23 protein-coding genes and 1 riboswitch are annotated in these 23,599 nt (G+C 59.5%); of the genes, 9 read left to right on the forward strand and 14 right to left on the reverse strand.

Going from position 1 to position 23,599, the window contains the following annotated elements; genetic code table 11:
• Nucleotides 1-82 precede the first annotated feature (82 nt).
• Genes ACLEIV_RS07310 through ACLEIV_RS07320 form a run of 3 tightly spaced genes read left to right on the forward strand, consistent with a single transcriptional unit; the run spans nucleotide 83 to nucleotide 3,399 of the window.
• On the forward strand, nucleotides 83-1,735 hold the full coding sequence (locus ACLEIV_RS07310) for a GGDEF domain-containing response regulator (RefSeq protein WP_410455986.1): 1,653 nt from the start codon (nucleotides 83-85) through the stop codon (nucleotides 1,733-1,735).
• Nucleotides 1,736-1,750: 15 nt separating this feature from the next.
• A complete protein-coding gene (locus ACLEIV_RS07315; RefSeq protein WP_410455987.1) occupies nucleotides 1,751-2,998 on the forward strand; it encodes a response regulator in 1,248 nt (415 codons plus the stop codon).
• A 2-nt stretch (nucleotides 2,999-3,000) separates the two neighbouring features.
• Nucleotides 3,001-3,399 (forward strand): response regulator, encoded by a 399-nt coding sequence (locus ACLEIV_RS07320; protein WP_410455988.1) that lies wholly within the window; start codon nucleotides 3,001-3,003, stop codon nucleotides 3,397-3,399.
• A gap of 47 nt (nucleotides 3,400-3,446) precedes the next feature.
• Here the strand turns inward: ACLEIV_RS07320 and mnhG are convergent, their stop codons facing one another.
• The 9 genes from mnhG to polA form a co-directional block, all read right to left on the reverse strand.
• Complete coding sequence (gene mnhG, locus ACLEIV_RS07325) at nucleotides 3,447-3,827, reverse strand: monovalent cation/H(+) antiporter subunit G (RefSeq protein WP_410455989.1); 381 nt, start codon at nucleotides 3,825-3,827, stop codon at nucleotides 3,447-3,449.
• Entirely contained in the window at nucleotides 3,817-4,092 is a 276-nt protein-coding gene (locus ACLEIV_RS07330) for an MrpF/PhaF family protein (RefSeq protein ID WP_410455990.1), read from the reverse strand. The genes mnhG and ACLEIV_RS07330 overlap by 11 nt, the downstream gene beginning before the upstream one ends.
• A gap of 4 nt (nucleotides 4,093-4,096) precedes the next feature.
• Nucleotides 4,097-4,570 carry a Na+/H+ antiporter subunit E gene (locus tag ACLEIV_RS07335; RefSeq protein WP_410455991.1) on the reverse strand — a complete coding sequence of 158 codons (474 nt, stop codon included), beginning with the start codon at nucleotides 4,568-4,570 and terminating at the stop codon, nucleotides 4,097-4,099.
• Nucleotides 4,567-6,069, reverse strand: a complete 1,503-nt coding sequence (locus tag ACLEIV_RS07340; protein WP_410455992.1) for a Na+/H+ antiporter subunit D — start codon at nucleotides 6,067-6,069, stop codon at nucleotides 4,567-4,569. Before ACLEIV_RS07340 ends, ACLEIV_RS07335 begins: the two co-directional genes overlap by 4 nt.
• Nucleotides 6,066-6,413, reverse strand: coding sequence for a Na+/H+ antiporter subunit C (locus ACLEIV_RS07345; RefSeq protein WP_410455993.1), 348 nt, complete (start codon nucleotides 6,411-6,413; stop codon nucleotides 6,066-6,068). Before ACLEIV_RS07345 ends, ACLEIV_RS07340 begins: the two co-directional genes overlap by 4 nt.
• On the reverse strand, nucleotides 6,414-6,845 hold the full coding sequence (locus ACLEIV_RS07350; RefSeq protein ID WP_410455994.1) for a Na+/H+ antiporter subunit B: 432 nt from the start codon (nucleotides 6,843-6,845) through the stop codon (nucleotides 6,414-6,416).
• A complete protein-coding gene (locus ACLEIV_RS07355; RefSeq protein WP_410455995.1) occupies nucleotides 6,842-9,142 on the reverse strand; it encodes a putative monovalent cation/H+ antiporter subunit A in 2,301 nt (766 codons plus the stop codon). Before ACLEIV_RS07355 ends, ACLEIV_RS07350 begins: the two co-directional genes overlap by 4 nt.
• Before the next feature lie 229 nt (nucleotides 9,143-9,371).
• Complete coding sequence (gene thiD / locus ACLEIV_RS07360; RefSeq protein WP_410455996.1) at nucleotides 9,372-10,175, reverse strand: bifunctional hydroxymethylpyrimidine kinase/phosphomethylpyrimidine kinase; 804 nt, start codon at nucleotides 10,173-10,175, stop codon at nucleotides 9,372-9,374.
• Between the two features lie 73 nt (nucleotides 10,176-10,248).
• A riboswitch (TPP riboswitch) is annotated at nucleotides 10,249-10,349 on the reverse strand.
• A 99-nt stretch (nucleotides 10,350-10,448) separates the two neighbouring features.
• Entirely contained in the window at nucleotides 10,449-13,193 is a 2,745-nt protein-coding gene (polA, locus tag ACLEIV_RS07365; protein ID WP_410455997.1) for a DNA polymerase I, read from the reverse strand.
• Nucleotides 13,194-13,516: 323 nt separating this feature from the next.
• Between polA and elbB the strand changes: the two genes are divergently transcribed.
• Together elbB and ACLEIV_RS07375 are read left to right on the forward strand one after the other, a co-directional pair.
• Nucleotides 13,517-14,164, forward strand: coding sequence for an isoprenoid biosynthesis glyoxalase ElbB (gene elbB / locus ACLEIV_RS07370; RefSeq protein WP_410455998.1), 648 nt, complete (start codon nucleotides 13,517-13,519; stop codon nucleotides 14,162-14,164).
• 257 nt (nucleotides 14,165-14,421) lie between these two features.
• Complete coding sequence (locus tag ACLEIV_RS07375) at nucleotides 14,422-15,009, forward strand: hypothetical protein (RefSeq protein WP_410455999.1); 588 nt, start codon at nucleotides 14,422-14,424, stop codon at nucleotides 15,007-15,009.
• A 12-nt stretch (nucleotides 15,010-15,021) separates the two neighbouring features.
• Here the strand turns inward: ACLEIV_RS07375 and ACLEIV_RS07380 are convergent, their stop codons facing one another.
• The 4 genes from ACLEIV_RS07380 to ACLEIV_RS07395 all read right to left on the reverse strand — a co-directional run bounded on the left by ACLEIV_RS07380 (nucleotide 15,022) and on the right by ACLEIV_RS07395 (nucleotide 18,590).
• Nucleotides 15,022-15,690 carry a 7-cyano-7-deazaguanine/7-aminomethyl-7-deazaguanine transporter gene (locus ACLEIV_RS07380; protein WP_410456000.1) on the reverse strand — a complete coding sequence of 223 codons (669 nt, stop codon included), beginning with the start codon at nucleotides 15,688-15,690 and terminating at the stop codon, nucleotides 15,022-15,024.
• 121 nt (nucleotides 15,691-15,811) lie between these two features.
• Nucleotides 15,812-16,711 carry an EamA family transporter gene (locus ACLEIV_RS07385; protein WP_410456001.1) on the reverse strand — a complete coding sequence of 300 codons (900 nt, stop codon included), beginning with the start codon at nucleotides 16,709-16,711 and terminating at the stop codon, nucleotides 15,812-15,814.
• 185 nt (nucleotides 16,712-16,896) lie between these two features.
• Nucleotides 16,897-17,145, reverse strand: a complete 249-nt coding sequence (locus ACLEIV_RS07390) for a DUF3630 family protein (RefSeq protein WP_410456002.1) — start codon at nucleotides 17,143-17,145, stop codon at nucleotides 16,897-16,899.
• A gap of 11 nt (nucleotides 17,146-17,156) precedes the next feature.
• On the reverse strand, nucleotides 17,157-18,590 hold the full coding sequence (locus ACLEIV_RS07395; protein ID WP_410456003.1) for a protein adenylyltransferase SelO: 1,434 nt from the start codon (nucleotides 18,588-18,590) through the stop codon (nucleotides 17,157-17,159).
• Nucleotides 18,591-18,798: 208 nt separating this feature from the next.
• Here ACLEIV_RS07395 and ACLEIV_RS07400 point away from each other — a divergent pair, with 208 nt between their 5' ends.
• The gene (locus tag ACLEIV_RS07400; RefSeq protein WP_410456004.1) at nucleotides 18,799-19,098 is read left to right on the forward strand and encodes a c-type cytochrome; all 300 of its coding nucleotides are present in this window, start codon (nucleotides 18,799-18,801) and stop codon (nucleotides 19,096-19,098) included.
• Nucleotides 19,099-19,148: 50 nt separating this feature from the next.
• Here the strand turns inward: ACLEIV_RS07400 and recQ are convergent, their stop codons facing one another.
• Entirely contained in the window at nucleotides 19,149-20,975 is a 1,827-nt protein-coding gene (gene recQ / locus ACLEIV_RS07405) for a DNA helicase RecQ (protein ID WP_410456005.1), read from the reverse strand.
• 214 nt (nucleotides 20,976-21,189) lie between these two features.
• Here recQ and rarD point away from each other — a divergent pair, with 214 nt between their 5' ends.
• From rarD to ACLEIV_RS07420, 3 genes are all read left to right on the forward strand, one after another.
• Nucleotides 21,190-22,110, forward strand: a complete 921-nt coding sequence (gene rarD / locus ACLEIV_RS07410; protein WP_410456006.1) for an EamA family transporter RarD — start codon at nucleotides 21,190-21,192, stop codon at nucleotides 22,108-22,110.
• Between the two features lie 4 nt (nucleotides 22,111-22,114).
• On the forward strand, nucleotides 22,115-22,903 hold the full coding sequence (locus ACLEIV_RS07415) for an AraC family transcriptional regulator (protein WP_410456007.1): 789 nt from the start codon (nucleotides 22,115-22,117) through the stop codon (nucleotides 22,901-22,903).
• 61 nt (nucleotides 22,904-22,964) lie between these two features.
• Nucleotides 22,965-23,588, forward strand: coding sequence for a LysE family translocator (locus tag ACLEIV_RS07420; protein WP_410456008.1), 624 nt, complete (start codon nucleotides 22,965-22,967; stop codon nucleotides 23,586-23,588).
• Nucleotides 23,589-23,599 lie beyond the last annotated feature (11 nt).

Genomic DNA, 23,599 nt, shown 5'->3' on the forward strand with positions numbered 1-23,599 from the left:
TACGAAACTTATCAGCATATACTGATCCTGGCTATCCAACTCACTCGGGTTGCGCGACACAAGATGAACTCTGGAGAATTGAATGGCGTCAGAAGTGACCGCGATTGATAACCGACTCATGTTACTGAAAACCCGATTTGCCGACAGAACGGCCAGCCAACTGGACGACATGCTCCGGAATCTGCGGACCTGGCATACCGGTGAACCGACCCATGGCAACCTGCTCGCCCTTTACCAACTGCTCCATCGACTGTCCGGCTCTTCCGGTACTTTTGGATTTGTTGCACTGGGTCGTCACGCGAGTGTACTTGAACTACGCATCAAGCCGCTGCTGGAGAGACCCGATTTTTCGGCTGCTCACGTCCGGCATATCGTCAATGCCGATTTTATCGGGCAACTAAGCCAATTGGCCGACTTGCTGCAGCAGGGCCGGGAAGCTCCCCCGGCTTCGGTGCCACGCAAAGCGGTGGTTTCCGATACTCAGGACACGGAGCTGCTGGTTCTGGGCGAAGCGTTAACCGAACTGGCCACCGCCCTGACCCATTACGGATTCAATACCCGGCACTGCCTCCAATCCGCCGACATATCCAGACAACATTGGCATGAAAACATCACCATCATCGCCCTGGCTCGGCATCTGGTGGAAATTTCCGAATGGAATCGCAGCCAGGCTCGGCGATTACAGCAGAAGGAAGTTCCTATTCTCTGTACCGGCGAGGAGGATGGTTTTTCCTCTCGCTACCGGCTGGCCGATCTTGGAGCCAGTGGCCTCTTCACCCTGCCGGCCGATGTGCCCAGGCTGGCGGAACGTATAGAGCAGCTGAGTCAGGAGCGGCAGCAGGCCGGAGGCGGCAAGGTACTGCTACTGGACGATGATGAAGAGCTGGCCGAGCACTACCGGCTGGTGCTCACCAACGCCGGCATGGATGTACGCGTCATGTCCCATCCCAAGGGACTGCTGGACACACTGGCGGAATTCAGGCCCGACATAGTGCTGATGGACATCCATATGCCTCCTTTCTCTGGTGTCACCCTGTCCCGGATGATCCGGTTCGAGCCCGAATGGCTGAGCCTGCCGATCATCTATCTGTCCTCCGAGCAGGACAGGGATCAACAACTCAGGGCCCTGGCCCAGGGTGCCGATGAATTCATCACCAAACCCATTTCCGATCGGCTGCTGATCCGGACCGTGCGCATTCTGTGCTACCGGGCTCGCCAGCTCTCCAAGCTGGTGTCCTGCGATGGTCTGACCGGCCTGCTCAACCACTCCCATATCAAACAGGCCCTGAGCCACGAACACGCCCGGGTGCAGCGCCTGGGCCACAGCACCACGGTCGCCATGCTAGATCTGGATCATTTCAAGTCGGTCAACGACACCCATGGCCACACCGTGGGCGACCGGGTTATCAAGGCCCTGGCCAACCTGCTGCAAAAGCGGCTACGCAATACCGATCACCTGGGCCGTTACGGCGGGGAAGAATTCGTGGTGATTTTACCCGAATGCGATCTTCCCCAAGCTAACGTCATGTTCGAGGAAATCTGTCATCAGTTTGCCGAGCTGAGCTTTAACAGCAGCGAGGGAGAATTCAGGGTCACCGTCAGTGTCGGCCTCGCCAATCTGAACCAGTTTATTCAGGCCGAACAGGTGCTTAATGCCGCCGACGAGGCGCTTTATGATAGAAAGCAACGGGGCCGTAACGGTGTCAGCTGCTATGCTTCTTCTACTCTGTCATAGGGGCATGGGGAAACCATGGATATACTGCTTCTCGAAGATGATGAACTGACCGCAGAACTGATGGATACGGTGCTGACAGGCGCCATGATCGGTGTCCGGGTGCGTCATGCCGCCAACCTCGCCGAGGCCAAGAGGGCCTGGGAAGAACAACAGGCGCAGCTGGTAATCTGTGATTGGCACCTGCCGGACGGCTCTGGCCTGGAACTGGTCAAACTTATTCGTGCCACCGATAAACAAACTCCCATCGTCATGGTCAGCGCCAGCTCCGACCGTGATAGTGTGATGACCGCTGCCCGCCATGGTATCAACGAGTTTATTGCCAAACCCTTCGATGTGGCCATGCTGCAAAAACGGTTGCTGCCGCTGCTGACCGCCGTCAAGGCTGCCGAGACGCAAACACCCGGCCCGGAATCTTCCCCGTCATCGGCCCGAAATGCACTGGATCGCTGGCTTGAAGATGCTCTGACAGAAACACTCCGGCTACCCAGTGATCTTGAACCGGGGGCCATAATGCCGCTGCTGGCCAAAAGCGATGATCTCTCTGCGGTAGAGCTGACCCGCCTCTGGAAAACAGAAACCGCATTGTCTGCCAGGCTGCTGAACCTGGCTAACAGCGCTTCCCTGAAACGCAGCGGCAAACCAGTTACCCGGCTCGATGAAGCCATCACTACCATAGGGGTCGACATGGCGCTGCGCTGTGCCGTTGCAATGTCACTCGATATCACCGGCTCACTGCACGATAAACAACTAATTGAACAGGCCAGCCTCTATCTGGGCACCGCCGAACAAGTCGCCGGTGTCGCCCGGGCCATGGCCCTGAGTATCGGCCTGGATGGCTTGGGCTGTTATACCGCCGGCTTGTTGAGCCGGAGCGGAGAGCTGGCGGTATTACGCGCGATACAGGACTTCATCAACCAGGGTGGCGAGATAAAAGATTCGGATACAGCAACGATGGTAGCCCGGTGGGGAGCCAAATATGGCAATCGTCTCAAGCTGCAATGGAAACTGCCGCTGCCGGTGCGCGAGCTGGTGGGGGCCATACATGTGGCACCCACCCATGCCTCACAGCGACCCTTGCTGATCATGCACCTGGCCGCCCTCAGGGTCGGATCCCGCCTGAATACCCCGGAAGCATTGCGCATGTTGCGCCGGTCGGGTCTGGATGTCGAAAAATGGCGGCCGGTGGCCGAAAAACTGCCAGAAGATCAGAGCGATAATGCAATCGAAGAAAAGACCGTACCACCCGACGAGACAAGGACGTAAGCATGCCTCAGAACGCCCCACAGCGTATCCTTTATGTGGAAGACGACGATGATATTCGCGAAATAGCCCAGCTGGCGCTGGAGCTGGTGGGGGGCTTCACCGTGTTGTTGTGCGCCTCCGGCGAGCAGGCCATCGCAGAAGCCGCAGACTTTGCGCCCGACCTGATACTGCTGGATGTGATGATGCCGGGCATGGATGGCCCCTCCACCCTGAGCGCCCTGCGCCAGATACCCGAGTTTGCACACACGCCGGTGGCCTTCATGACCGCCAAGATCCAGCCCCAGGAAATTGCTGCCTACAAGGCCATGGGCGCGATAGACGTTATCGCCAAACCCTTCGACCCCATTCAACTACCCGAACAGATCAGGGTCATCTGGCAGTTGGGCTGCCAGCCAGTCTGAGCCGCTTGAAGCTGACAGCTTTCGGCTTGGCCGTCTTGCCGCCTGTATCAGTCTTCTTCCCGCTGGCGGGGAGAGCTGCCCAGCCGGTGAGTCTTGAGATCGTAGCGTTCCTTGATCACGTCCTTGACCGTGCCTTCCCACAGCTTGATACCAACGAAGTAACCGGCCCGGGCCAATACGTGGGCTGCCACCGGCGCCGTGACGATGACGAACACCACCACCGCTAGGGCACGCACCACCACGCTGACATTGTCGCCATAAAATACCGCGAAGCCACAGGCCATCAGACCAATACCCAGGGCACCCGCCTTGCTGGTGGCGTGCATACGGGTCAGCAGATCCGGCATGCGGATAATACCGATGCCGGACAACAACATCAGAAAAGAGCCGAGCAGCAACAGCAGGCTGGTAATGATTTCAGTCATCATGGCGCTCTCCTCCCCGTTCCAGATAACGGGCAAAACCCACGGCTGTCATAAAGGACGTCAGGGCCAGCACTATGGCCACATCGATAAACTGGGGCGCATCGTAGCTGACGCTGTACAGCAGGATAAAACCCACCGTCAACGAGGCGATGACTTCCAGCGCCACCACTCGGTCCGGCAGCGTCGGGCCTCGCAGCAACCGCACCGTTGCCAGCACCAGCCCGATACTCAAAAACACAAAGGATAGGATAATCGCAATCTCAAGCATCGGCTTATCTCAACAAGTTCAGTACACGGGCCTCAAGAGCCTTCAATTCCGCCAGCTGACGGGCCTCGTTATCCAAGTACATCATGTGCACATAAAGCACCTTGCGATCGCTGGACACATCCAGCGTCAGTGAACCTGGGGTGACGGTGATCAGGTTGGCAAACAGCGAAATGCCGGCATCATCCTTGAGATCCAGCGGTATGGCGATCACTCCGGGACGCATCAGATGCGTCGGCGTCAGCACATCATGGGCAACCCGGGCGTTGGCCTTGACCAGATCCCAGATAAAAAACAGGACGAAACGGATGATTTGCGGCAGCTTGCCGAAATAATTGGCAAACGTCGGCTTGTCCCGTGCCACAAAGGCCAGCACCAGATAGCTCAGCAACATGCCGGCCACCAGGTTGCTGATACTGTAGTTACCGGACAATATGACCCAGAGCAGGGCCAGCAGCATATTCCAACCAAAGGCTCTCATCGGTTTACTCCCAGTACTGCCTCGATATAACCGGCCGGCGTCAGCAGCTGATCCGCCGCCTCCATCGCCAGTTGCACGGACCACTCGGCACCGAAGCCGATGAGCAGGGTCAGCGAGGCCAGACTCAATACCGGCAGATACAGGACATACCGGCTCGGATCCTCGGCGCCACGCAGCGGCTTGGCCTCTTCCGGCAACGGCTTCCAGAAGGCCTCGGCCCAGATCTTGACCATCGAATACAGGGTCAGCAGACCGACGATAAGCGCGATAGCCACCATCAGCCAGGACTGGGCCTCGATACCGGCCCTGATCACCGTGTATTTGGCAAAAAAGCCCGACAGTGGCGGCAGCCCCGCCAGCGACATGGCCGGGATCAAAAACAGCAGCGCCAGCCAGGGGGTGGAACGGTACAAGCCACCCAGCCGCGCCAGATCATAGCTGCCATGATAGCGATACATGATGCCGCTGATCAGGAACAGATTGGTCTTCACTATGATGTGATGGAAAATGTAGAAGATACCACCGGCGATGGCCAGCGGCGTAAACAGCGCCAGCCCCACCAGCATGTAGCCAATCTGACTGACGATATGGAAGGAGAGGATGCGGCGCACCTCGAACTGGGCCGCCGCCCCCAGCACCCCGGTCAGCATGGTAAAAATCCCCATTCCCATCAGTATGTTATGGTGCGTCAGCTCCACATCCTGTACGAAAATCAGGCTGAACACCCGATACAGCGCATAGACCCCGACCTTGGTCAGCAGACCGGCGAATACCGCCGAAATGGCCACCGGCGGCGTGTGATAGGAAGCTGGCAGCCAGAAGAACAACGGAAAGGCCGCCGCCTTGATACCAAACGCCACCAGAAACAGCATGGCGATCACCGTTACCAGCCCCGGCTGTTCGCCATTGCCCAGCTTCAGCGCCAGATCCGCCATGTTCAGGGTGCCGGCGTAGCCGTACAGCAGGCCGACGGCGGTCAGAAACAGCGCCGACGAGATCAGGTTCAGGGTCACGTACTTGAGTGCCCCCTCCATCTGCGCCCGCTCGCCGCCCAATATCATCAGGCCGAACGAGGCCACCAGCATGATCTCGAACCAGACATAAAGGTTGAAGATGTCGCCGGTGAGAAAGGCGCCCACCACCCCGGCCAGCATCAGGTGCAGCAAGGGGTAATAGCCGAAGGCCTCGTGGTTGCGGCTCATGGTGGCCAGCGAATAAATCGCCACCGCCAGGCCTATGATGCCGGTAACCAGCACCATGATGGCACTGAGCAGATCCGCCACCAGAGTGATGCCATAAGGTGCCGACCAGTTGCCGACGTAGGCCACCAGAATACCCTCCTGGCGTACTTGCGAAAACAGATAGAGTGAGGCCAGCAGCAGGCCGCCGCCGGACAGCACCGACAGCCAGCGTTGCACCCGCCGCCAGCGCCAGCAGATCAGGGTCAGGGCACCGGCCAGCATGGGGATAAAAATAGGTAGAATAACGGCTATATTCACAAGTCTGTGCTCTTCATTTCGTTCATGTCATCGGCACCGATGACTTCATAGGCCCGGTGGATCAGCACCACGGCGAAGGCCAGCACGCCGAAGCTGATAACGATGGCGGTCAGGATCAGCGCCTGGGGCAGCGGGTCGGCCATGGGGCCGGTCGCCCGTTCGAGCCCGTCCGGGATCAGCGGCGGTGCACCCCGTACCAGACCGCCACCGGTCAGGATCAACAGGTTGGCGGCGTTGGACAAAATCATGAGCCCGATCACCAGTTTGACGATGCTGCGTCTCAGCATCATGAACAGCGCCGTGGCGTAAAGACCGCCAATCACGAAAGCAAACAGGTTTTCCATTTATTCCCCCACCTTGTCCAGTGACAGCAATATGGTCGACACCACACCGATCACCACCAGGTAAACACCGATATCGAACAGCAGCGGAGTACTCACCGCCAGCTCGCCGATGCCCGGCACATCAAGAGTTGCCCACTGGCTGGTCAGAAAGGGCTGACCCCGGAATATCACGCCTATCATGCCGCTCAGCAGCGCCAGCAGCAGCCCCACGCCCATCAGCAGTTGGCTTTCCACCTTCAGCAGCTTTTTGGTGCTGCTGGCATCGAAGGCGAACAAATGTAGGGCAAAGGCGCTGGACGCCACCAGACCGGCGATAAACCCCCCCCCGGGCTCGTTATGGCCGCGCAGCAGCAGGAAGATAGAAAACAGCAGCAACAGCGGCACCAGCAAGCGGGTGGCGGTCTGCAGTATGATGGAAGTATCAGACTTCATTTCTGGGTCTCCCAGCGAAAGCGGATCATCGCATTGACACCGATCGCCGCCAGCGCCAGCACGAAGATTTCACCCAGGGTGTCCAGCGCCCGGAAATCGACCAGGATGACGTTGACGATATTGCGCCCGTGCGCCGCCACATAGCTGTTTTCCACCAGATAAGCGGTAATGCCCTCGCCCGGTAGAGAAGACTGGTTCACGGTGAGCACCATCATGGTCACCAGCACGCCGAAGGTCCCGGCCACGGCCGCATCGCGCCAGCGTACCAGCGGGCTGGACAAGTCCTGAAAGCCGGGCAGACGAAACAGCACCAGCACCAGCATGATCACGGTCAGGGTTTCGACCAGCACCTGGGTAATAGCCAAATCCGGGGCGCTGAAAAACACGTAAATCATCGCCATGGCAAACCCCAGCACCCCGATGGCGGCTACCGAGCCCAGCCGCAGGTGGGTAGCGCCGGCATAGATCACCGCCACCACCATCAGCACCGCGATCACCACCTCGTAGAAGCGCACCCCCTCAAACGACAGGGAGTAGACAAAGGCGTCTTCAGACCAGAAGGTATAGGCCAGAAGCGCTATGGTGGTCAGCAATATGGTCAGAATATAGCGAGTCATGTAGCCATTCTGCAGCACCCGGGTCTGCCACCGGGCCAGTGCTACCAGCGCGTCCATCATCCGCTCGTAGCCCCGTTCTGGACCATATGCCAGGGGCCCGAGAGCGGCGGCCAGGGGATTACGTATCCGCTCCCAGTAATGGTACAGGAGTCCGCCACCCACCAACGCCAGCGCACTGAGCAGCAAGAGCAGGTTGAAGCCATGCCACAGCGCCAGTTCCGGCTCGGCCGCCGGTGCACCGTCGATGGCGGTCACCGCCGCCTGCAGCAGAGGAGACACCAGGCCTGGCATCAATCCCAGCAAGAGGCCGACGATGGCCAGCAGGGTAAAGCCCAGCCGCATCGACAGCGGCGCTTCGTGGGGCGTTTTCGGCGTGGGCTTCAAGGCCCCGTAAAAGGGTTTGATCGCCACCAGGGCAGCCGCCGCCACTATGCCGATGGCGGTGATCACCGACAACCCGATCAACAGGTTCGATAACCAGGGCGCGCCCAGCGCCGATTCGAACATCAGCTCCTTGGCGATAAAACCGAACAGGGGCGGAATACCGGCCAGCGACAACGCCGCCAGGGTGATGAACAGCGCCGTCTGCGGCATGTGTTTTCGCAGGCCACCCAGCTCGCGCACATCCTTGGTGCCGGTGGCGTGGTCCAGAGTGCCCGCCGCCATGAAGAGCGCGCCCTTATAGAGCGCATGGGCCAGCAGGAACACCATGGCCGCTTCCAGCGCATGGGGCGTGCCAATACCGATAAGCATGGTCAGGGTGCCCAGAGCCATGATGGTGGAAAAGGCGAGAATACGCTTGAGATCCGTGCTGCACACCGCCATCAGGGCGCCGACCGTCATGGTCACGCCGCCAAACAGCGACAGGGTCAGCATCCAGGCCTCGCTGCCCGCCATCATCGGCTGCAGCCGGGCCATCAGGTAGACTCCGGCCTTGACCATGGTGGCCGAATGCAGATAGGCACTGACCGGGGTCGGCGCCGCCATGGCGTTGGGCAGCCAGAAATGAAAAGGGGTCTGGGCCGACTTGGTGAAGGTGCCCAGCAACACCAGCACCATCATCGCCAGAAACAGCGGGTGCTGCTGTATGTTGGTGCCTCCGGCCAGCAGCTCGTTCAGCTCGAAGCTGCCGCCGATGCTCCCCAGCAGGATCAAGCCGGCCATCAGCGCCAGGCCTCCGCCGGCGGTGATAAAGAACCCCTGCAGCGCCGCCTTGCGGGCCTTTTCCTGTTCGTGGTTGAAACCGATCAGCAAATAAGAGGTAAAGCTGGTCAGCTCCCAGAATACAAACAGGGAAATCAGGTTGCTGGACAGCACCAGCCCCAGCATGGCGGACATGAAGGCCAACAGATACATCAGCAACTTGTGAATATCTTTATGGCCCTGCAGGTAGCGGCCTGCATAGATAAAAATCAGGGTGCCAATACCGGTGATCAGCAGCGCAAACATCAGGCTGAGGCCATCGACCATGAAATTGAGGTTGATCCCCAGACTGGGGATCCATTCATGACTGAACAGCACCACCTGGCCGCTGGTCACCTGCGGCCAGAACGTCAGGAAATACCCGAACAGGGCGGCTGGCAGCACCGCCAGGCACCAGCCAATTTTCACCCCCATAACGGGGGTCAGTCGTGGCACCAGCATCGCCAGAATAAAACCAGCTATAACAGCAACAAGCATGAGAAAAACGCCTCCTTTCCATGCCGGTTCAGGCAATAGAATGAGCTAAGAGAGAGGGGAGAAAAGCACAGCGCACAGACTATAGTAAGGAAGTGTTTCGATTGGTTTTCAATCAGTTAATCGATTTTTTTTTGAGTTTTTATGGCGGCCGATATTACAAGCCGCCCCGATAAAACACAAGCAGAGCCGGACGCGCCGACTCTGCTGCCGATAAATCCCGGAGCGCAGCTCAGCGATCGAAAAAATGCTCCACCGGCCCCCGCCCCTGGCCGATGCGCAGCGTGCTACCGGCCAGAATGGCTCTGTCGATATAATGCTTGGCGCTGGACACCGCCAGATCCATGGACAGTCCCTGGCCCAGATAGCAGGCCAGCGCCGCCGACAGGGTGCAGCCGGTACCGTGGGTATTGGCGGTGATCACCCTGGGGGTATCGAAACAGCGTACCTCGCCGCCCCTCAGCAACCAGTCCGGGCTGCGCGACTCCTGCTGCAGAAAACCGCCCTTGAGCAGCACGGCGGCACAGTCCAGACCGGCCAGCCCCTCGAACAGGGACTCCACTTCGGACAGGGTCGCCGGCAGGGGGCTGCCGATCAGCGTCGCCGCCTCCGGCAGGTTGGGGGTGATCACATCGGCCAACGGCAGCAATTCTGCTCGCAGGCTGTTCACCGCCTCTTCGGCCAGCAGCATGTCACCATTGGCGGTGACCATCACGGGGTCCACCACCAGGTGGGCCGGACGATAACGCCGCAACACCTCGGCCACGGTATTGATGGTGGCGCTGTCACCGAGCATGCCGACCTTGACCGCAGTGACCTGCAGGTCACCGAATACCGCCTCCAGCTGGGCCCGTATCATCTCCTGGGGCACCGGATGAACGGCGCTGACACCACGGGTGTTCTGGGCAGTAAGGGCGGTAATCACCGAGCAGGCATAGCCGCCGGTGGCAGAAATGGCCTTGATGTCGGCCTGAATACCGGCACCGCCGCCGCTGTCGGATCCGGCGATGGTGAGTACTATCGCTTTGTGATTCACAGGTTTCTGACTTGAGGGGGTGTGACTGGGCATATCCTTATGGTCCTCCGGGCGAAGGAACCACCGGCAAACTGACGTTTACCCGTTAGTTCCCTACGCCAGCATTAACTGGATCAGGTACAGCGGGTCCGGTTCAAAGACCGTCTCAGCCTTGCGGCCCCCCGACTAACAGCCTTCGATGATAACGACCCCGGCTGGCAAATGCCAGCCAGAAGCCGTGAGGAGTAAATGGTGAGGCGTGAGGTGTTTTCCTTCTCACTCTTCACGCAATAGTTAATGCGCCTGATCCCAGTTGTCGCCTTCGCCGGCTTCCACCAGCAGGGGGACATCCAGGCTGGCGGCCTGCTCCATCAGCGCGCGGATCTGTTCCTTGAAGTCCGCGACCTTGTCTGCCCGGATTTCGAACACCAGTTCATCGTGCACCTGCATCAGCATGCGTACCTCATCATCCGCCTGTTGCTCCAGCCAGCCGGCGACCTTGATCATCGCCTTCTTGATGATGTCGGCGGCGGTACCCTGCATGGGGGCATTGATGGCGGCTCGCTCGGCCCCCTTGCGGCGGGCGCCGTTCTTGGCGTTTATTTCCGGCAGATACAGCCGGCGACCGAACAGGGTGGACACATAGCCCTTGTCGGCGGCCAGGGTGCGGGTGTCTTCCATGTAGCGCAACACACCGGGATACCGCTCGAAATAGATATCCATGTAGCTCTGTGATTCGGCACGGGGAATGCCGAGCTGGCGCGACAGTCCGAAGGCGCTCATGCCGTAGATCAGGCCGAAGTTGATGGCCTTGGCCCGGCGACGCTGTTCGGTAGTCACCTGCTCCAGCGCCACGCCGAATACCTCGGCGGCGGTGGCCTTGTGGATATCCAGCCCCTGGGCGAAGGCGTCCAGCAGGCCCTTGTCCCGGGACAGGTGCGCCATGATACGCAACTCAATCTGGGAGTAATCCGCCGCCACCAGCTTGTAACCGGGTGCCGCCACGAAGGCCTGGCGAATACGCCGCCCTTCCGCGGTACGGATGGGGATATTCTGCAGATTGGGATCGGAAGACGACAGGCGGCCGGTGGCGGTATTGGCCTGATGATAAGAGGTATGAATACGGCCGCTGTGCTCGTTGACCATCTGCGGCAGCTTGTCGGTATAGGTGGACTTGAGCTTGCTCAGACCCCGGTATTCCATCAGCAGTTTAGGCAACGGATAGTCCAGGGCCAGCTCCTGCAGCACCTCTTCGGCGGTAGACGGCGCTCCTTTGGGGGTTTTCTTCAACACCGGCAGTTCGAGCTTGTTGAACAGAATCTCGCCCAGCTGCTTGGGAGAGCCCAGGTTGAAGGGTTCGCCGGCCAGCTCGAAGGCTTCCAGCTCCAGTTCTTTCAGCCGCTTGGCAATCTCGTCGCTCTGAACGGCCAGCAGGCCGCTGTCGATGCCGACCCCCGTGTATTCCATCTGCGCCAGAATCGGTACCAGCGGCATTTCGATATCACTGAACACCTGCTGCAGCTCGGGATCGGCGGCAAGCATCGGCGTCAGGTGATGATGCAGCCGCAGCGTGATATCGGCGTCTTCCGCCGCATAGGGGCCGGCCTGCTCCAGCGGTATCTGGTTGAAGGTCAGCTGTTTGGCGCCCTTGCCCGCAATCGACTCGAACGAGATGGTGTTATGGTTGAGGAAAAACGCCGCCATGCTGTCCATGTCGTGCCGGGTCTGCACCGAATTGAGCACATAGGACTCCAGCATGGTATCCAGCCCAATACCCTTCAATTCGATGCCGTGATTTTTCAGCACATTGGCATCGTACTTCAGGTTCTGGCCCAACTTGATGAGCCGCTCGTCTTCCAGCAGCGGCTTGAGCGCTCCCAGTACTACAGCTTCACTCAGCTGCTCGGGCGCATCCAGATAGTCGTGCCCGAAGGGGACATAGGCCGCCTGGCCCGGCTCGATGGCAAAAGACACGCCCACCACCCGCGCATCTCTGTAGTTGAGGCTGGTGGTTTCGGTGTCGAAGGCGAAATAAGGCGCCTGGGCCAGCCGCTCGACCCAGTCGGTCAGCTGCGCTTCGGTGAGCAGGGTCTGATAGTCGGTGGCCATGGCCGGCTCTCTTGCCGGCTCTCTTGCCGGCGCATCGCCCAGGCCTGGCTCCAGCTCTTCCAGCAGGTTGCGGAATTCGTATTCACGGTAAAGGGTTTTCAGGGCCTCGGTGTCCGGCTCGCTCTGCTGCAAGTCCGCCGGGCCCCACTCCAGCGCCACGTCGGTCTTGATGGTGGCCAGTGTGTAGGACAAGCGCACCATTTCCTCATGCTCGACAAATTTGGCGGCAAAGGTCTTGGAGCCACGAAAGCCCAACGCGGCTACCTTGTCGGTATTGGCGGCGATCTCGTCGATGGATCCCAGCCCCTGTAGCAGCGCCAGCGCGGTTTTTTCGCCCACACCCGGCATGCCGGGAATGTTGTCCACCTTGTCACCGACCAACGCCAGCAGATCGATGATCAACTCCGGCGGCACGCCGAATTTTTCCACCACGCCGTTCCGGTCCATGAAGCTGTTCTTCATGGTATCCATCAGCAGCACATGATCCGATACCAGCTGGGCCATATCCTTGTCGCCGGTGCTGATCACCACATCCAGCTGCTGCTCGGTGGCCTGTCGCGCCAGGGTACCGATAACATCGTCTGCCTCTACCCCGTCCTCGATCAGCAACGGCAGTCCCATGGCCCGGATGATGGCATGGATCGGTGCGACCTGACTGCGCAGATCGTCCGGCATCGAAGGTCGCTGGGCCTTGTATTCCGGATAGATATCGTCGCGAAAGGTCTTGCCCTTGGCGTCGAACACCACCGTCACCCGGGAGTCGGGAAACTGCTTGTGCAGGCTGCGCAGCATGTTGGTGACCAGTCGAATGGCGCCGGTGGGGCGGCCGTCGCTGGTTCTCAGATCTGCCTGCTGGGAAGCAAAATAGGCACGGTACAGATAGGAAGATCCATCGACCAGGATCAGGGGTTTGGCAGGAATGGCAACCATGACGTTTTTCTCGTTAATGCGTTGGTCGCTAGCATGCCACAGCCGGGCCGCCGACACCACGGCGGCCCCGAACCAGCCTGTGGATAACTCTGTGTAAAGCGGATCGACGGAAGATCTTGATAAAATAAAAAACCATTTATTTATCAATAAATTATAATTTAAATATGGATCTTGCCTGCGGATCTTGAAATGTGGAAAATAGGCAACAACGACGTTCTGCACAATTGTTGAGCGAAATAAATGCTAGCATAGTTCTGACGGATCGCCCGGCGCTGGATCACAAATTCTTAATGCCAAATTTAATGCCGAACAAGGAGACTGACATGAAAAAAGTTGCCGTTATTTTAAGCGGCTGCGGCGTCTATGACGGAGCAGAAATTCACGAGGCCGTGTTGTGTCTGCTGCACCTGGCCAGACAAGGAGCCGGTTATCAGTGCTTTGCCCCCGACAAGCCCCAGCATCATGTGGTCAATCATCTCAGCGGCGAAGAAGAGCCCGGCAGCCGTAATGTGCTGGAAGAAGCTGCCCGCGTCGCCCGCGGCGACATCAAACCCCTTACCGAACTGAAGGTCGACGACTTCGATGCCCTGCTGCTGCCCGGTGGTTTCGGCGCCGCCAAGAACCTGTGCGACTTCGCCGTTCATGGCGCCGATGCGCAGGTGGATCCCCAGGTACTGAGCGTCTGCAAAGACTTCGCGGCCGCACGCAAACCCGCCGGCTATTGCTGCATCTCGCCGATACTGATGCCGCGCGTCTACCCCGCCGGGGTCAAGGGCACCATTGGCACCGAAGCCACCGTGGCCGAGGCCTTCACCGCCATGGGCGGCGAGCATATAGGTTGTGCGGTGACCGATGTGGTGGAAGACAGCCATTATCAGGTGATCTCCACCCCTGCCTATATGCTGGCCAAAAACATCACCGAGGCCGACATCGGCATCGGCAAACTGGTCAAACGGCTGCTCGAGATGTAATAAGCTAAAAAAAAGGCCGGCATAAGCCGGCCTAAAAACTCTGGAAGCAATGTGAGCAATGTCGTGCCTTCGCAAGCTGGCTTCACCTACCGCTGGAAAAAGTGGAAGTCATATCCCGAAAGCAAGTTAACGATAATCGTTATCATTTGTAATTGCAAACAAATTTCTTCTCCTGCGGTAACTTTTTCCCAGCCCGCTCTCGCTCCGGCCGATCTCGCCTTGACTACAATGGGTAAGAGGCAGCCGGAGGAAAGCAGATGAACAGACCATGTTTATGGGCAGGATTATGGGCGGGACTGGTGTTGCCCTGTGCACTGTTCGCCGACGATACCGACATCAGGCAGGCCATCTCCGAGGGGAACCGGGCCTATGAGGCCGGCGAGCTGTCCCAGGCGGCGGCACAATTCGACTATGCAGCGACCCTGATCCGCCAGCTGCAGGCCGGAGAACTCGGCACCCTGTTTCCGGAGCCACTCACTGGCTGGCAGGCCGATAAAATCGACACTCAAGCCGGCTCGGCTGCTTTTTTCGGCGGTGGCATCAACGCCTCCCGGCGCTATCGTAAAGACGGCGGCAGCATGGAAATCAGCATCACCAAAGACTCTCCTCTACTGCAAACCATGGCGGTACTCTTTACCAACCCCAGCATGGCGGCCATGGGTGGCTACAAAGTAAAACGCATCAAGGGACAAACCGCCATGATGAAAGAAGAGAATAACAGCCGAGAGCTACAGATGCTGATTGCCAACCGCATCCTGATCCAGCTGCGTGGTCGGGGTATCACGGAAGAGGACCTCAACGCCTATGCCGAGGCCCTCGATATCGAGGCGATAACCAGACTGTAGGGTCAACAGACCCTAATAGCCGGCGCGGGCCTCGATACTGGTGTTGGCCTGACCGACAAACTTGCTGCTCAGGTATTTAAGCAAGAGACCGTAGGCGGGCACGAACAGGCCTAAGCTGAACACCAGCTTGACGCCGTAATCCACCCAGGCAATTTCGATCCAGTGCTGGGCCATGAAGGGATCCGGAGAGCGGTAAAACGCCAGGCTGAAGAATACCAGGGTATCGACCAGGTTCCCGAAGATAGTCGAACAGGTTGGCGCCACCCACCAGGTTTTGAGCTGCCGCAGCCGGTTGAATACCGACACATCCATGATCTGACCCAGCACATAGGCCATGAAGCTCGCCAGGGCGATACGGGAAACGAAGAGGTTGAACTCGGACAGGGAAGCCAGCCCCTGATACTGCGCCTCGAAAAACAGCACCGACAACACATAGGAGGTAGCCAGCGCCGGCAGCATCACCAGAAAGATGATACGCCGGGCCATGTCGGCACCGAAGATACGCACCGTCAGATCCGTGGCCAGGTAGATGAAGGGAAAGCTGAGCGCACCCCAGGTGGTATGAAAGCCGAACAGGGTAAAGGGCAACTGCACCAGGTAGTTACTGGCGGCAATGATGGCAACATGGAACAACGACAGCCGAATCAGGGCCCTGCGGTATTGAGAAGAAGAAATAACCATTTTTTACCTTTTTGATTAATGGGGTCAGGGAACCCATCCCGGAAACGGCGCCCAGTATAGCCAGCCACCCGATATTGACCATTGCTTTCTTTTTGACCACCGGAATGTGTATAGTGCCATCTTACCCTTTCACCTCACTTTTGTCTTCACCTGAAAATAGTTTCCAGAGGCGTACACCGAACACATTCAGCCCCAGCCCCAGCATGACCAGCAAGGCCCCGCCCCACTGGGCCGAGGTGAGCCGTTCATCCAGCAGCCACACCGCCGAGCTCAGGCCCACCACCGGCACCAACAGCGAGAACGGCGCCACCATGCCGGTAGGGTAACGCTGCAGCAAACGGCTCCAGAGTCCGTAGCCCAGCAAGGTGGCCACAAAGGCCAGGTATCCCAGCGCCAGCAGGGTATGACTGCCGATATGACGCAAGGCCTCTGCTATCTGCTGTGGCCCCTCCAGCCAGAGTGACAGGCCGAGAAACGGCAGCGGCGGTATCAGGTTACCCCAGACGATAAGGCCGACAAGATCGACCCGGCCTATCTTCTTGGTCACGATATTGCCCAGTGCCCACATGGCCGACGCCGCCAGGGTCAACCCCAGCCCCAGCATGGTCATGGTGCCGTCGCCACCCCGGCCGATCACCGCCAGTCCGGCCGCCGCCACCAGCAAACCGGCCAGATTGACAGGCTTGACCCTTTCCCCCAGCAGCACGGCGGCAAACAGCATGCTGAAGAAGGCCTGCGACTGCAGCACCAGCGAGGCCAGCCCCGCCGGCATGCCGTTGGCCATGGCGTAGAAGAGAAAGGCAAACTGACCCAGCGAAATGGTGCCGCCGTAGGCGACCAACCAGCGCCAGGGCACCTGCGGCCGCCTGATCAGCAGTACGGCGGGAAAGGCCACCAGGGTAAAGCGCAGCGCCCCCAGCAACATAGGCGGCACTCCGTCCAGCCCCACCAGGATCACCACGAAATTCATGCCCCAGACGCCAATCACCACCAATGCCAGTAACAAATCCTTGGGTGCCATGCGGTGAGCTTCCTTTGATTATAAAGACAGGGTTAGCGTTAGATAGTCATGCAAATCTGATGTGTCACGGTTATAGAGGCAAGAGGCCGCCCCCTCCGACACACCATGAACCCTGCTGCCTCTTCTTAACGCCCGAGTCGACGGCGGGTAGCGCAAACAGGGATATCCGAGGTTCAAGCGCCTGTTCAGGGGTTCCACTGTGTAGTCAGCCAGTCGGCCACATCCCGATCCTGCTCGCTCAGCGGCTGCAGCCAGGCGCAGTCCGCATAATGCTGAAAGCACAGAAATAATCGGCTCTCTTCAAAACTGACCAGCCACTGATAATAGTCGGCCCCCTGTTCCCGCTCGAGCAGTTCGAGATCCAGTTCCTTGATCAGCGCCTCGGCCCAGGCGGGAAAATTTTCCATGGTCAGCGGCGTGTCGGTGTTAAGCATCGTCGTCCTCATCAGGAACTGCAGGAAATACAGAGTGATTCGGCCCACGCCGGAGCCGGCATGGCGTAATGGTCAAATTCGGGCTGTTCATCGAAGGGGCGAGCCAGCAGCATCAGCAGGCGATCGGCCTCGCTCATGTCGCCCTGCTCCGCTTGCGCTATCGCCTGCTGAGCCAGATGGTTACGCAATATGTATTTGGGGTTGACCGCATTCATCTGCCCGGCTTTTTCGGCCTGAGCCTTGCCCTCGCGCGCCAGCCGGGCCTGGTAACGGCCAAACCAGTCGTTCCAGGCCTCGGGGGCGGCCAGCAGGCTCTGCAGGCTGTCGGGCACAGGGCCGGACGACTCCAACAGTGCCAGACGGCGGAACCAGCAGCTGTAATCCACCTTCTGGGCCGCCATCAGGGTAAACATGTCCCGAAACAGCGCCGGGTCCTCGTCTTCCCAGGCATCCAGCCCCAGTTTCTGGCGCATGCCCTCGGAGTAGGTCGACAGCAACCGGTACTCGTACCTGCCCAGCGCCTGTTGCAGCGCCTCAAGCTCGATCACACCGGATAGGGACTGGGCCAGTCGTTGCAGATTCCAGTTGCCGACTGCCGGTTGCTGATCGTAGGCGTAGCGACCGCCCGGATCCGAATGGTTGCAGATATGATCCGGATCGTAGGCATCGAGAAAGCCGTAGGGGCCGTAGTCCAGGGTCAGGCCCAGCATCGACATGTTGTCGGTGTTCATCACGCCGTGACAGAAGCCGACCAGCTGCCACCGGGCAATCAGGATCGCCGTCTTTTCCACTACCCGTTCGAACAGGGCCGCATAACCGGCCCGATCTTTAGTGAGATCGGGCCACTGGGTGTCGATCAGATAATCGAGCAGTTCGGGGATCCGCTCCGGCTTGCCGCTGTAATAGAAATATTCGAAATGACCGAACCGCAAATGACTGGGTGCGGCCCTCAGCACGGCGGCTCCCGGCTCCACCCGCTCCCGATATACCGGCTCTTCGCTGCTCACCAGGCTCAGGGCCCGGGTGGTCGCAATGCCCAGATGGTGCATGGCTTCGGAAGCCAGATATTCACGCAGTGAAGAACGCAGCACCGCCCGGCCGTCGCCGAAGCGGGAATACGGCGTCTTGCCGGCCCCCTTGAGATGCAGATCCCAGCGACTGCCATCTGGCGCCACCACCTCGCCCAGCAGCAGGGCGCGGCCATCGCCCAGCTGCGGGCTGAAACCGCCAAACTGATGGCCCGCATACACCTGGGCAAAGGGTTCCATTTCCGGCAGCAGCCGGTTGCCTGCGGTCAGATCCCGCCACTGTGGCTCGGACAGCACAATGCCCAGTTCGTCGGCCAGATCACGGTTCAATAACAGCAGTCGGGGCGATGCCAGGGGGGTCGGTTCGACCCGCGTACCGGCCCAGTCAAACCTTGCATATAAATTGTCTAACGTCATATATTCCATCCTGTGGCCGTCGACCGCATTTTCTTTTTGGCCATGGCTTACTTTATACTGCTTTGGCTAAATAAATAGCGATTACTGGATCTGGCAGCATCGGCATCGAATACCGACGGCAAGATTGTCTGCACAAGCCCGGTCCCGTCTTCGCTATCCAACGAAGCTCGGAAGCCATTTATTTCTCTAACAATAACGGAGTTCAACCATGAAAAAACTGATGACAGCCGCCGCTGCCCTGGCCCTGCTCAGCGCCCCCGCCTTCGCCGCCGGTGACGCCGAAGCCGGCAAGGCCAAATCTGCCGTTTGTGCCGCCTGCCACGGTGCCGAAGGTATTTCCGCCATGGACATCTACCCCAACCTGGCCGGTCAGAAAGCCGCTTACCTGGTTACCCAGATGACGCACTTCCGCGACGGCGAGCGTAGCAACCCCATCATGGCCCCCATGGCCAAGCCGCTGTCCGATCAGGACATCGAAGATCTGGCCGCCTACTACTCCGGCCTGTAAGACTGTCCGGGTCCGCTCCTGGCGGACTCGAGGGTGTGTTTCGGCACACCCTAGTCCTGCCGACGCAACAGTGCCAGAAAAGCCGCGCCATAGCGTTCCAGTTTGCGCTGCCCCACCCCGTTGATCCCCAGCAATTCAGGCTCTGTCTTGGGTCTGTATCGGGCCAGCTCGGTCAGGGTCGCATCGCTGAATACCACATAGGGCGGTACATCGGCCTCCACTGCCAGCTGCTTGCGCAGTTGTCTTAGCTCCTTGAACAAGGCCCTGTCTTCGGCCCGGCTCAACACCGCCTCACCCTTGTCTTTCTGCTTGACCCTGACCAAACGGGGTTCTGCCAGCTGCAAGCCGGTCTCGCCACGCAGCACTGGGCGCGCCGCCTCGGTCAGCTGCAGCACCATGTTGCGGGTGATGTTCTGAGTCAGCAGCCCCGAATGAATAAGCTGACGAATGACGCTGACCCAGTGCTCCTGGCTCTTGTCTTTACCGAGCCCATAGGTAGAGAGTTTGTCGTGGCCATGTTCGCGAATACGCTGGGTGTCCGCGCCACGCAATACTTCCACCACATAGATGACGCCGAAATGCTGCCCTACCCGATAAACGCAGGACAGCGCCTTCTGTGCATCTTCGGTGCCATCGTAGCTTTTGGGCGGGTCCAGGCAGATATCGCAGTTGCCGCAGGGTTCGCGCTGATACTCACCGAAGTAATTGAGCAACACCTGACGTCGGCAGGTCAGCGACTCGGCAAACGCCGCCATCACGTTGAGCTTGTACAGCTCGACCTGCACCTGCTGCTCGTTGTCGCTGTTTTCCAGCAAGCGCCGCACCCGGCCCACATCGCCCGGATCGTAGAGCAGCAGCGCTTCCGCCGGCAGGCCGTCCCGGCCACCGCGGCCGGTTTCCTGATAGTAGGACTCGATATTCTTGGGAATGTCGTAATGCACCACGTAGCGCACATTGGGCTTGTCGATGCCCATGCCGAAGGCGACGGTGGCCACCACTATGTCCAGATCGTCGCGGATGAAGCGCTCCTGAACCGACTGACGCAGCTCCAGCGGCAATCCCGCATGATAGCTGGCTGCCTTGTGGCCCCGGGCCAGCAGCCGTTCGGCCACCTCTTCCACCCGCTTGCGGCTGGAACAATAGACGATGCCGCAGTGGCCCGGCTGCTCGGCCACATACCGCAGCAGCTGGTCGATGCCCTTGAATTTATCCACCAGGGTGTAGCGAATATTGGGCCGGTCGAAGCTGGAGATATGAATAAGGGGATCGGTCAGGCTCAACCGGCTCAGCATGTCCTGGCGGGTGGCTTCGTCGGCGGTGGCGGTCAGCGCCATCACCGGAATATGGGGAAACCACTGCTTGAGTCGCCCCAGGGCCGCGTATTCTGGCCGGAAGTCATGGCCCCACTGGGAAATACAATGGGCTTCGTCGATGGCGAACAGCCCCAGCTCCAGCTCACCGATGCGCTCCATGAATTCGTGTTGCAGCAGCCGTTCCGGCGATACATAGACCAGCTTGAGCTCACCTCGGCGCATGGCCGTGAAGTGACGCAGCATTTCTTCCCGGCTGAGAGAGCTGTTGATATAGACCGCCGCCACCCCGTTGGCCACCAGGGTATCCACCTGATCCTTCATCAGGGAGATCAGCGGCGACACCACTATGGTCAGGCCCGGGCGCAGCAGGGCGGGAATCTGGTAACAGATGGACTTGCCACCACCGGTGGGCTTGATCACCAGGGCGTCGCGCCCGGCAATCACGGTGTCGATGATCTCCTGCTGGCCGTCACGAAAGCCCTGGTAGCCGAACACCTGCTGCAACACCGCCAGCGGTGTGTCGGGAATGGGAACGGAATCAGGTTCTTCGGTTAAGGAGTTCATCTCGGTCTGCCGGGGTAAAAGCGAAGGGGCATTGTAAAGCAGGGCCCGGCAACAATAAACCGCACGAGCAGGAGAGTGGTCCCGACTCAAGGAACGACCGGGTCCCGGCAATGCCAACGCAGTGCCACCGATAACACCAGTGACATTTGCTGCTGGTCAGCCGCATCCGGTTGTCGTTACACTGGGTTCTTAGCCTCTTGCCAGATTTCTGACCATGGAAAAAGACCAATCTACCCAGGGGGCCCTGCTTGCCCTCGGGGCGTATTTCCTGTGGGGCATAGCCCCCATGTACTTCAAGCAACTGATGCATGTACCCGCCTACGAGATCCTGACCCACAGGGTGATCTGGTCATTCCTGCTGTTGCTGGCGCTGATAAGCGGGCTCGGTTACTGGCCGCGGGTTCGGGCCATGTTGCGCGAGCCCAGGCATCTGATGCTGCTGATGCTGTCGTCGACCATCATAGGTCTCAACTGGCTGGTGTTTATCTGGGCGGTGAACAACGATCACATGCTGGATGCCAGCCTGGGGTATTACATCAATCCGCTGTTCAATATAGTGCTGGCCATGCTGTTTCTGGGCGAACGCTTTCGCCCTACCCAGTGGCTGGCGGTCGGGCTGGCGGCCAGCGGGGTGGTGATACAGCTGCTGGTGTTCGGCAGCCTGCCCTGGGTAGCGTTGGTACTGGCCATTTCCTTCGGCTGCTATGGTCTTATTCGCAAGAAGGTACCGGTGGATCCCTTTACCGGCCTGATGCTGGAGACCCTGGTGCTGCTGCCCATCGCCGCCATCTATCTGTGGGGCTTTGCCGACAGTGCCACCAGCCAGATGAGCAGCAACTCACTCAACACCAATTTATGGCTGATCTCCGCCGGCATCGTCACCACGGCCCCGCTGCTGTTGTTTGCCGGCGCCGCCAAACGGCTCAAGCTGTCGACCCTCGGCTTCTTCCAGTATCTGGGCCCCAGCCTGATGTTTCTGCTGGCGGTATGGCTGTACGACGAGTCCTTCACCCAGGACAAGATCATCACCTTCGCCCTGATCTGGGTGGCGCTGGTCATTTACACCCTGGACGGGGTCAGACAGCGACGGCGCAATTCTTTACAAAACAGCGGCGCCCCCGGCACGCTAAAATAATGCCATGAGCTGCGTAAGATACTGGAAATACCCCGGCTTTGCCGGCCTGGAGTTGTGTCTGGCGGACCATGCCGGCTTCACCTATGGCCGCCATATCCATCTCGACTACCATATCGGCTTGGTTGAGCAGGGTGCACAGAAATTTATTCATAAAGGTAGCTCGGCGCCGCTCGCGCCGGGTCAGCTGTCGCTGCTCAACCCGGATGTCGCCCACGACGGCAGTTGCTTCGACGAGCAGGGCTTTCGGGTACGGGTGTTTTCCATCGCGCCCGAGTTGATGGCCAGCCTGGCCGAGGAGCTGCAGCAGGCCACGCCCTACTTCGGACAGCCCCTGATCCACCAGCCCCGGCTCTATCGGCAGAGCCTGGCGCTGCATCGGCAACTGGAGCAGGAGCAGCTCGACCGGCAGGAAGCCGAAAACCACCTGCTGGCGCTGTTATCCACCTTCTTCCCCCATCAGGAATTACAGCCGCTGGCGCCGCCCGCCCTCACTCGCATCAGAGACAAGCTGCTGGCCGAGCTGGACTCATCTCACCCCCTGGAACAGCTCGCCGCCGAACTCGGCCTGTCCCGCTTTCAGTTCTTGCGCCGGTTCAACGCGGCCATGGGTATCACCCCCCACGCCTATCTCAAGCGACTGCGGCTGGAGGCGGCCAAAAAATACCTCGCCGCCGGCGCCACCATCGCCGACACCGCCCAGGCTGTGGGCTTTTTCGATCAGGCCCACTTTCACCGCGCCTTCGTGGCCGCCTACCGGCTGACGCCGGCCCGCTTTCGCGCCCAGATGCAATAACTTACAAGCCTGCCGCTGACCTGCTCCCTAAGCTGTGGTCTCACCATTGCCGGAGCCGAACATGAATCTCTCACTGCTTGTTACCATAGGACTTATCCATATCGTCGCACTGGCCAGCCCGGGTCCGGATATGGCGCTGATGCTGCGCTTTGCTGCCCAGCGGCGAGCAGCCCTCGGGGCCGCGATCGGCATTGCCACCGGCATACTGGTGCACAGCATACTGAGCCTTACCGGTATCAGCCTGCTGATCCAGGGACACCCGCTGTTGTTTACCCTGGTTCGGCTGGCAGGCGCGGCTTATCTGGGCTGGCTGGGTTGGGGGGCCTTGCAGGCGGCACTGACCCCGGCTGCCGCTCCGGGAATTCCGGCCGCTACCGGTGGGCTGCCCGGCAATGGTTTCTGGTCCGGGTTTAATACCAATCTGTTCAATCCCAAGGCATTGGTGTTTTTCATCGGTCTGCTCGCCGCCCTGGTCGGCCCGGAAGTCAACTGGCTGACCCGTACCGCCCTGGTGGTGGAGCTGTTTTTGCTGAGCCTGATCTGGTTTGTGCTACTGGCCTACTGGCTGTCCTCATCCCGAGTGCAGGCTAGGCTGAAGGCCTGGAGCCGGCCGATCAACGGCCTGTGCGGCCTGTTGTTCTGCGGCGTGGCCGGTTCCATCCTGTGGCTGGTAATCAACGCATAATTTGCCTGACG

It is taken from the genome of Oceanisphaera submarina, from assembly GCF_046521305.1.
Taxonomy (GTDB): domain Bacteria; phylum Pseudomonadota; class Gammaproteobacteria; order Enterobacterales; family Aeromonadaceae; genus Oceanimonas; species Oceanimonas submarina.

Coding starts and splice junctions, on each gene's coding strand:
- ACLEIV_RS07310 (WP_410455986.1), top strand. CDS start 83: ATGGCGTCAGAAGTGACCGCGATTGATAACCGACTCATGTTACTGAAA.
- ACLEIV_RS07315 (WP_410455987.1), top strand. CDS start 1,751: ATGGATATACTGCTTCTCGAAGATGATGAACTGACCGCAGAACTGATG.
- ACLEIV_RS07320 (WP_410455988.1), top strand. CDS start 3,001: ATGCCTCAGAACGCCCCACAGCGTATCCTTTATGTGGAAGACGACGAT.
- mnhG (WP_410455989.1), bottom strand. CDS start 3,827: ATGATGACTGAAATCATTACCAGCCTGCTGTTGCTGCTCGGCTCTTTT.
- ACLEIV_RS07330 (WP_410455990.1), bottom strand. CDS start 4,092: ATGCTTGAGATTGCGATTATCCTATCCTTTGTGTTTTTGAGTATCGGG.
- ACLEIV_RS07335 (WP_410455991.1), bottom strand. CDS start 4,570: ATGAGAGCCTTTGGTTGGAATATGCTGCTGGCCCTGCTCTGGGTCATA.
- ACLEIV_RS07345 (WP_410455993.1), bottom strand. CDS start 6,413: ATGGAAAACCTGTTTGCTTTCGTGATTGGCGGTCTTTACGCCACGGCG.
- ACLEIV_RS07350 (WP_410455994.1), bottom strand. CDS start 6,845: ATGAAGTCTGATACTTCCATCATACTGCAGACCGCCACCCGCTTGCTG.
- ACLEIV_RS07355 (WP_410455995.1), bottom strand. CDS start 9,142: ATGCTTGTTGCTGTTATAGCTGGTTTTATTCTGGCGATGCTGGTGCCA.
- polA (WP_410455997.1), bottom strand. CDS start 13,193: ATGGTTGCCATTCCTGCCAAACCCCTGATCCTGGTCGATGGATCTTCC.
- elbB (WP_410455998.1), top strand. CDS start 13,517: ATGAAAAAAGTTGCCGTTATTTTAAGCGGCTGCGGCGTCTATGACGGA.
- ACLEIV_RS07375 (WP_410455999.1), top strand. CDS start 14,422: ATGAACAGACCATGTTTATGGGCAGGATTATGGGCGGGACTGGTGTTG.
- ACLEIV_RS07380 (WP_410456000.1), bottom strand. CDS start 15,690: ATGGTTATTTCTTCTTCTCAATACCGCAGGGCCCTGATTCGGCTGTCG.
- ACLEIV_RS07385 (WP_410456001.1), bottom strand. CDS start 16,711: ATGGCACCCAAGGATTTGTTACTGGCATTGGTGGTGATTGGCGTCTGG.
- ACLEIV_RS07390 (WP_410456002.1), bottom strand. CDS start 17,145: ATGCTTAACACCGACACGCCGCTGACCATGGAAAATTTTCCCGCCTGG.
- ACLEIV_RS07395 (WP_410456003.1), bottom strand. CDS start 18,590: ATGACGTTAGACAATTTATATGCAAGGTTTGACTGGGCCGGTACGCGG.
- ACLEIV_RS07400 (WP_410456004.1), top strand. CDS start 18,799: ATGAAAAAACTGATGACAGCCGCCGCTGCCCTGGCCCTGCTCAGCGCC.
- recQ (WP_410456005.1), bottom strand. CDS start 20,975: ATGAACTCCTTAACCGAAGAACCTGATTCCGTTCCCATTCCCGACACA.
- rarD (WP_410456006.1), top strand. CDS start 21,190: ATGGAAAAAGACCAATCTACCCAGGGGGCCCTGCTTGCCCTCGGGGCG.
- ACLEIV_RS07415 (WP_410456007.1), top strand. CDS start 22,115: ATGAGCTGCGTAAGATACTGGAAATACCCCGGCTTTGCCGGCCTGGAG.
- ACLEIV_RS07420 (WP_410456008.1), top strand. CDS start 22,965: ATGAATCTCTCACTGCTTGTTACCATAGGACTTATCCATATCGTCGCA.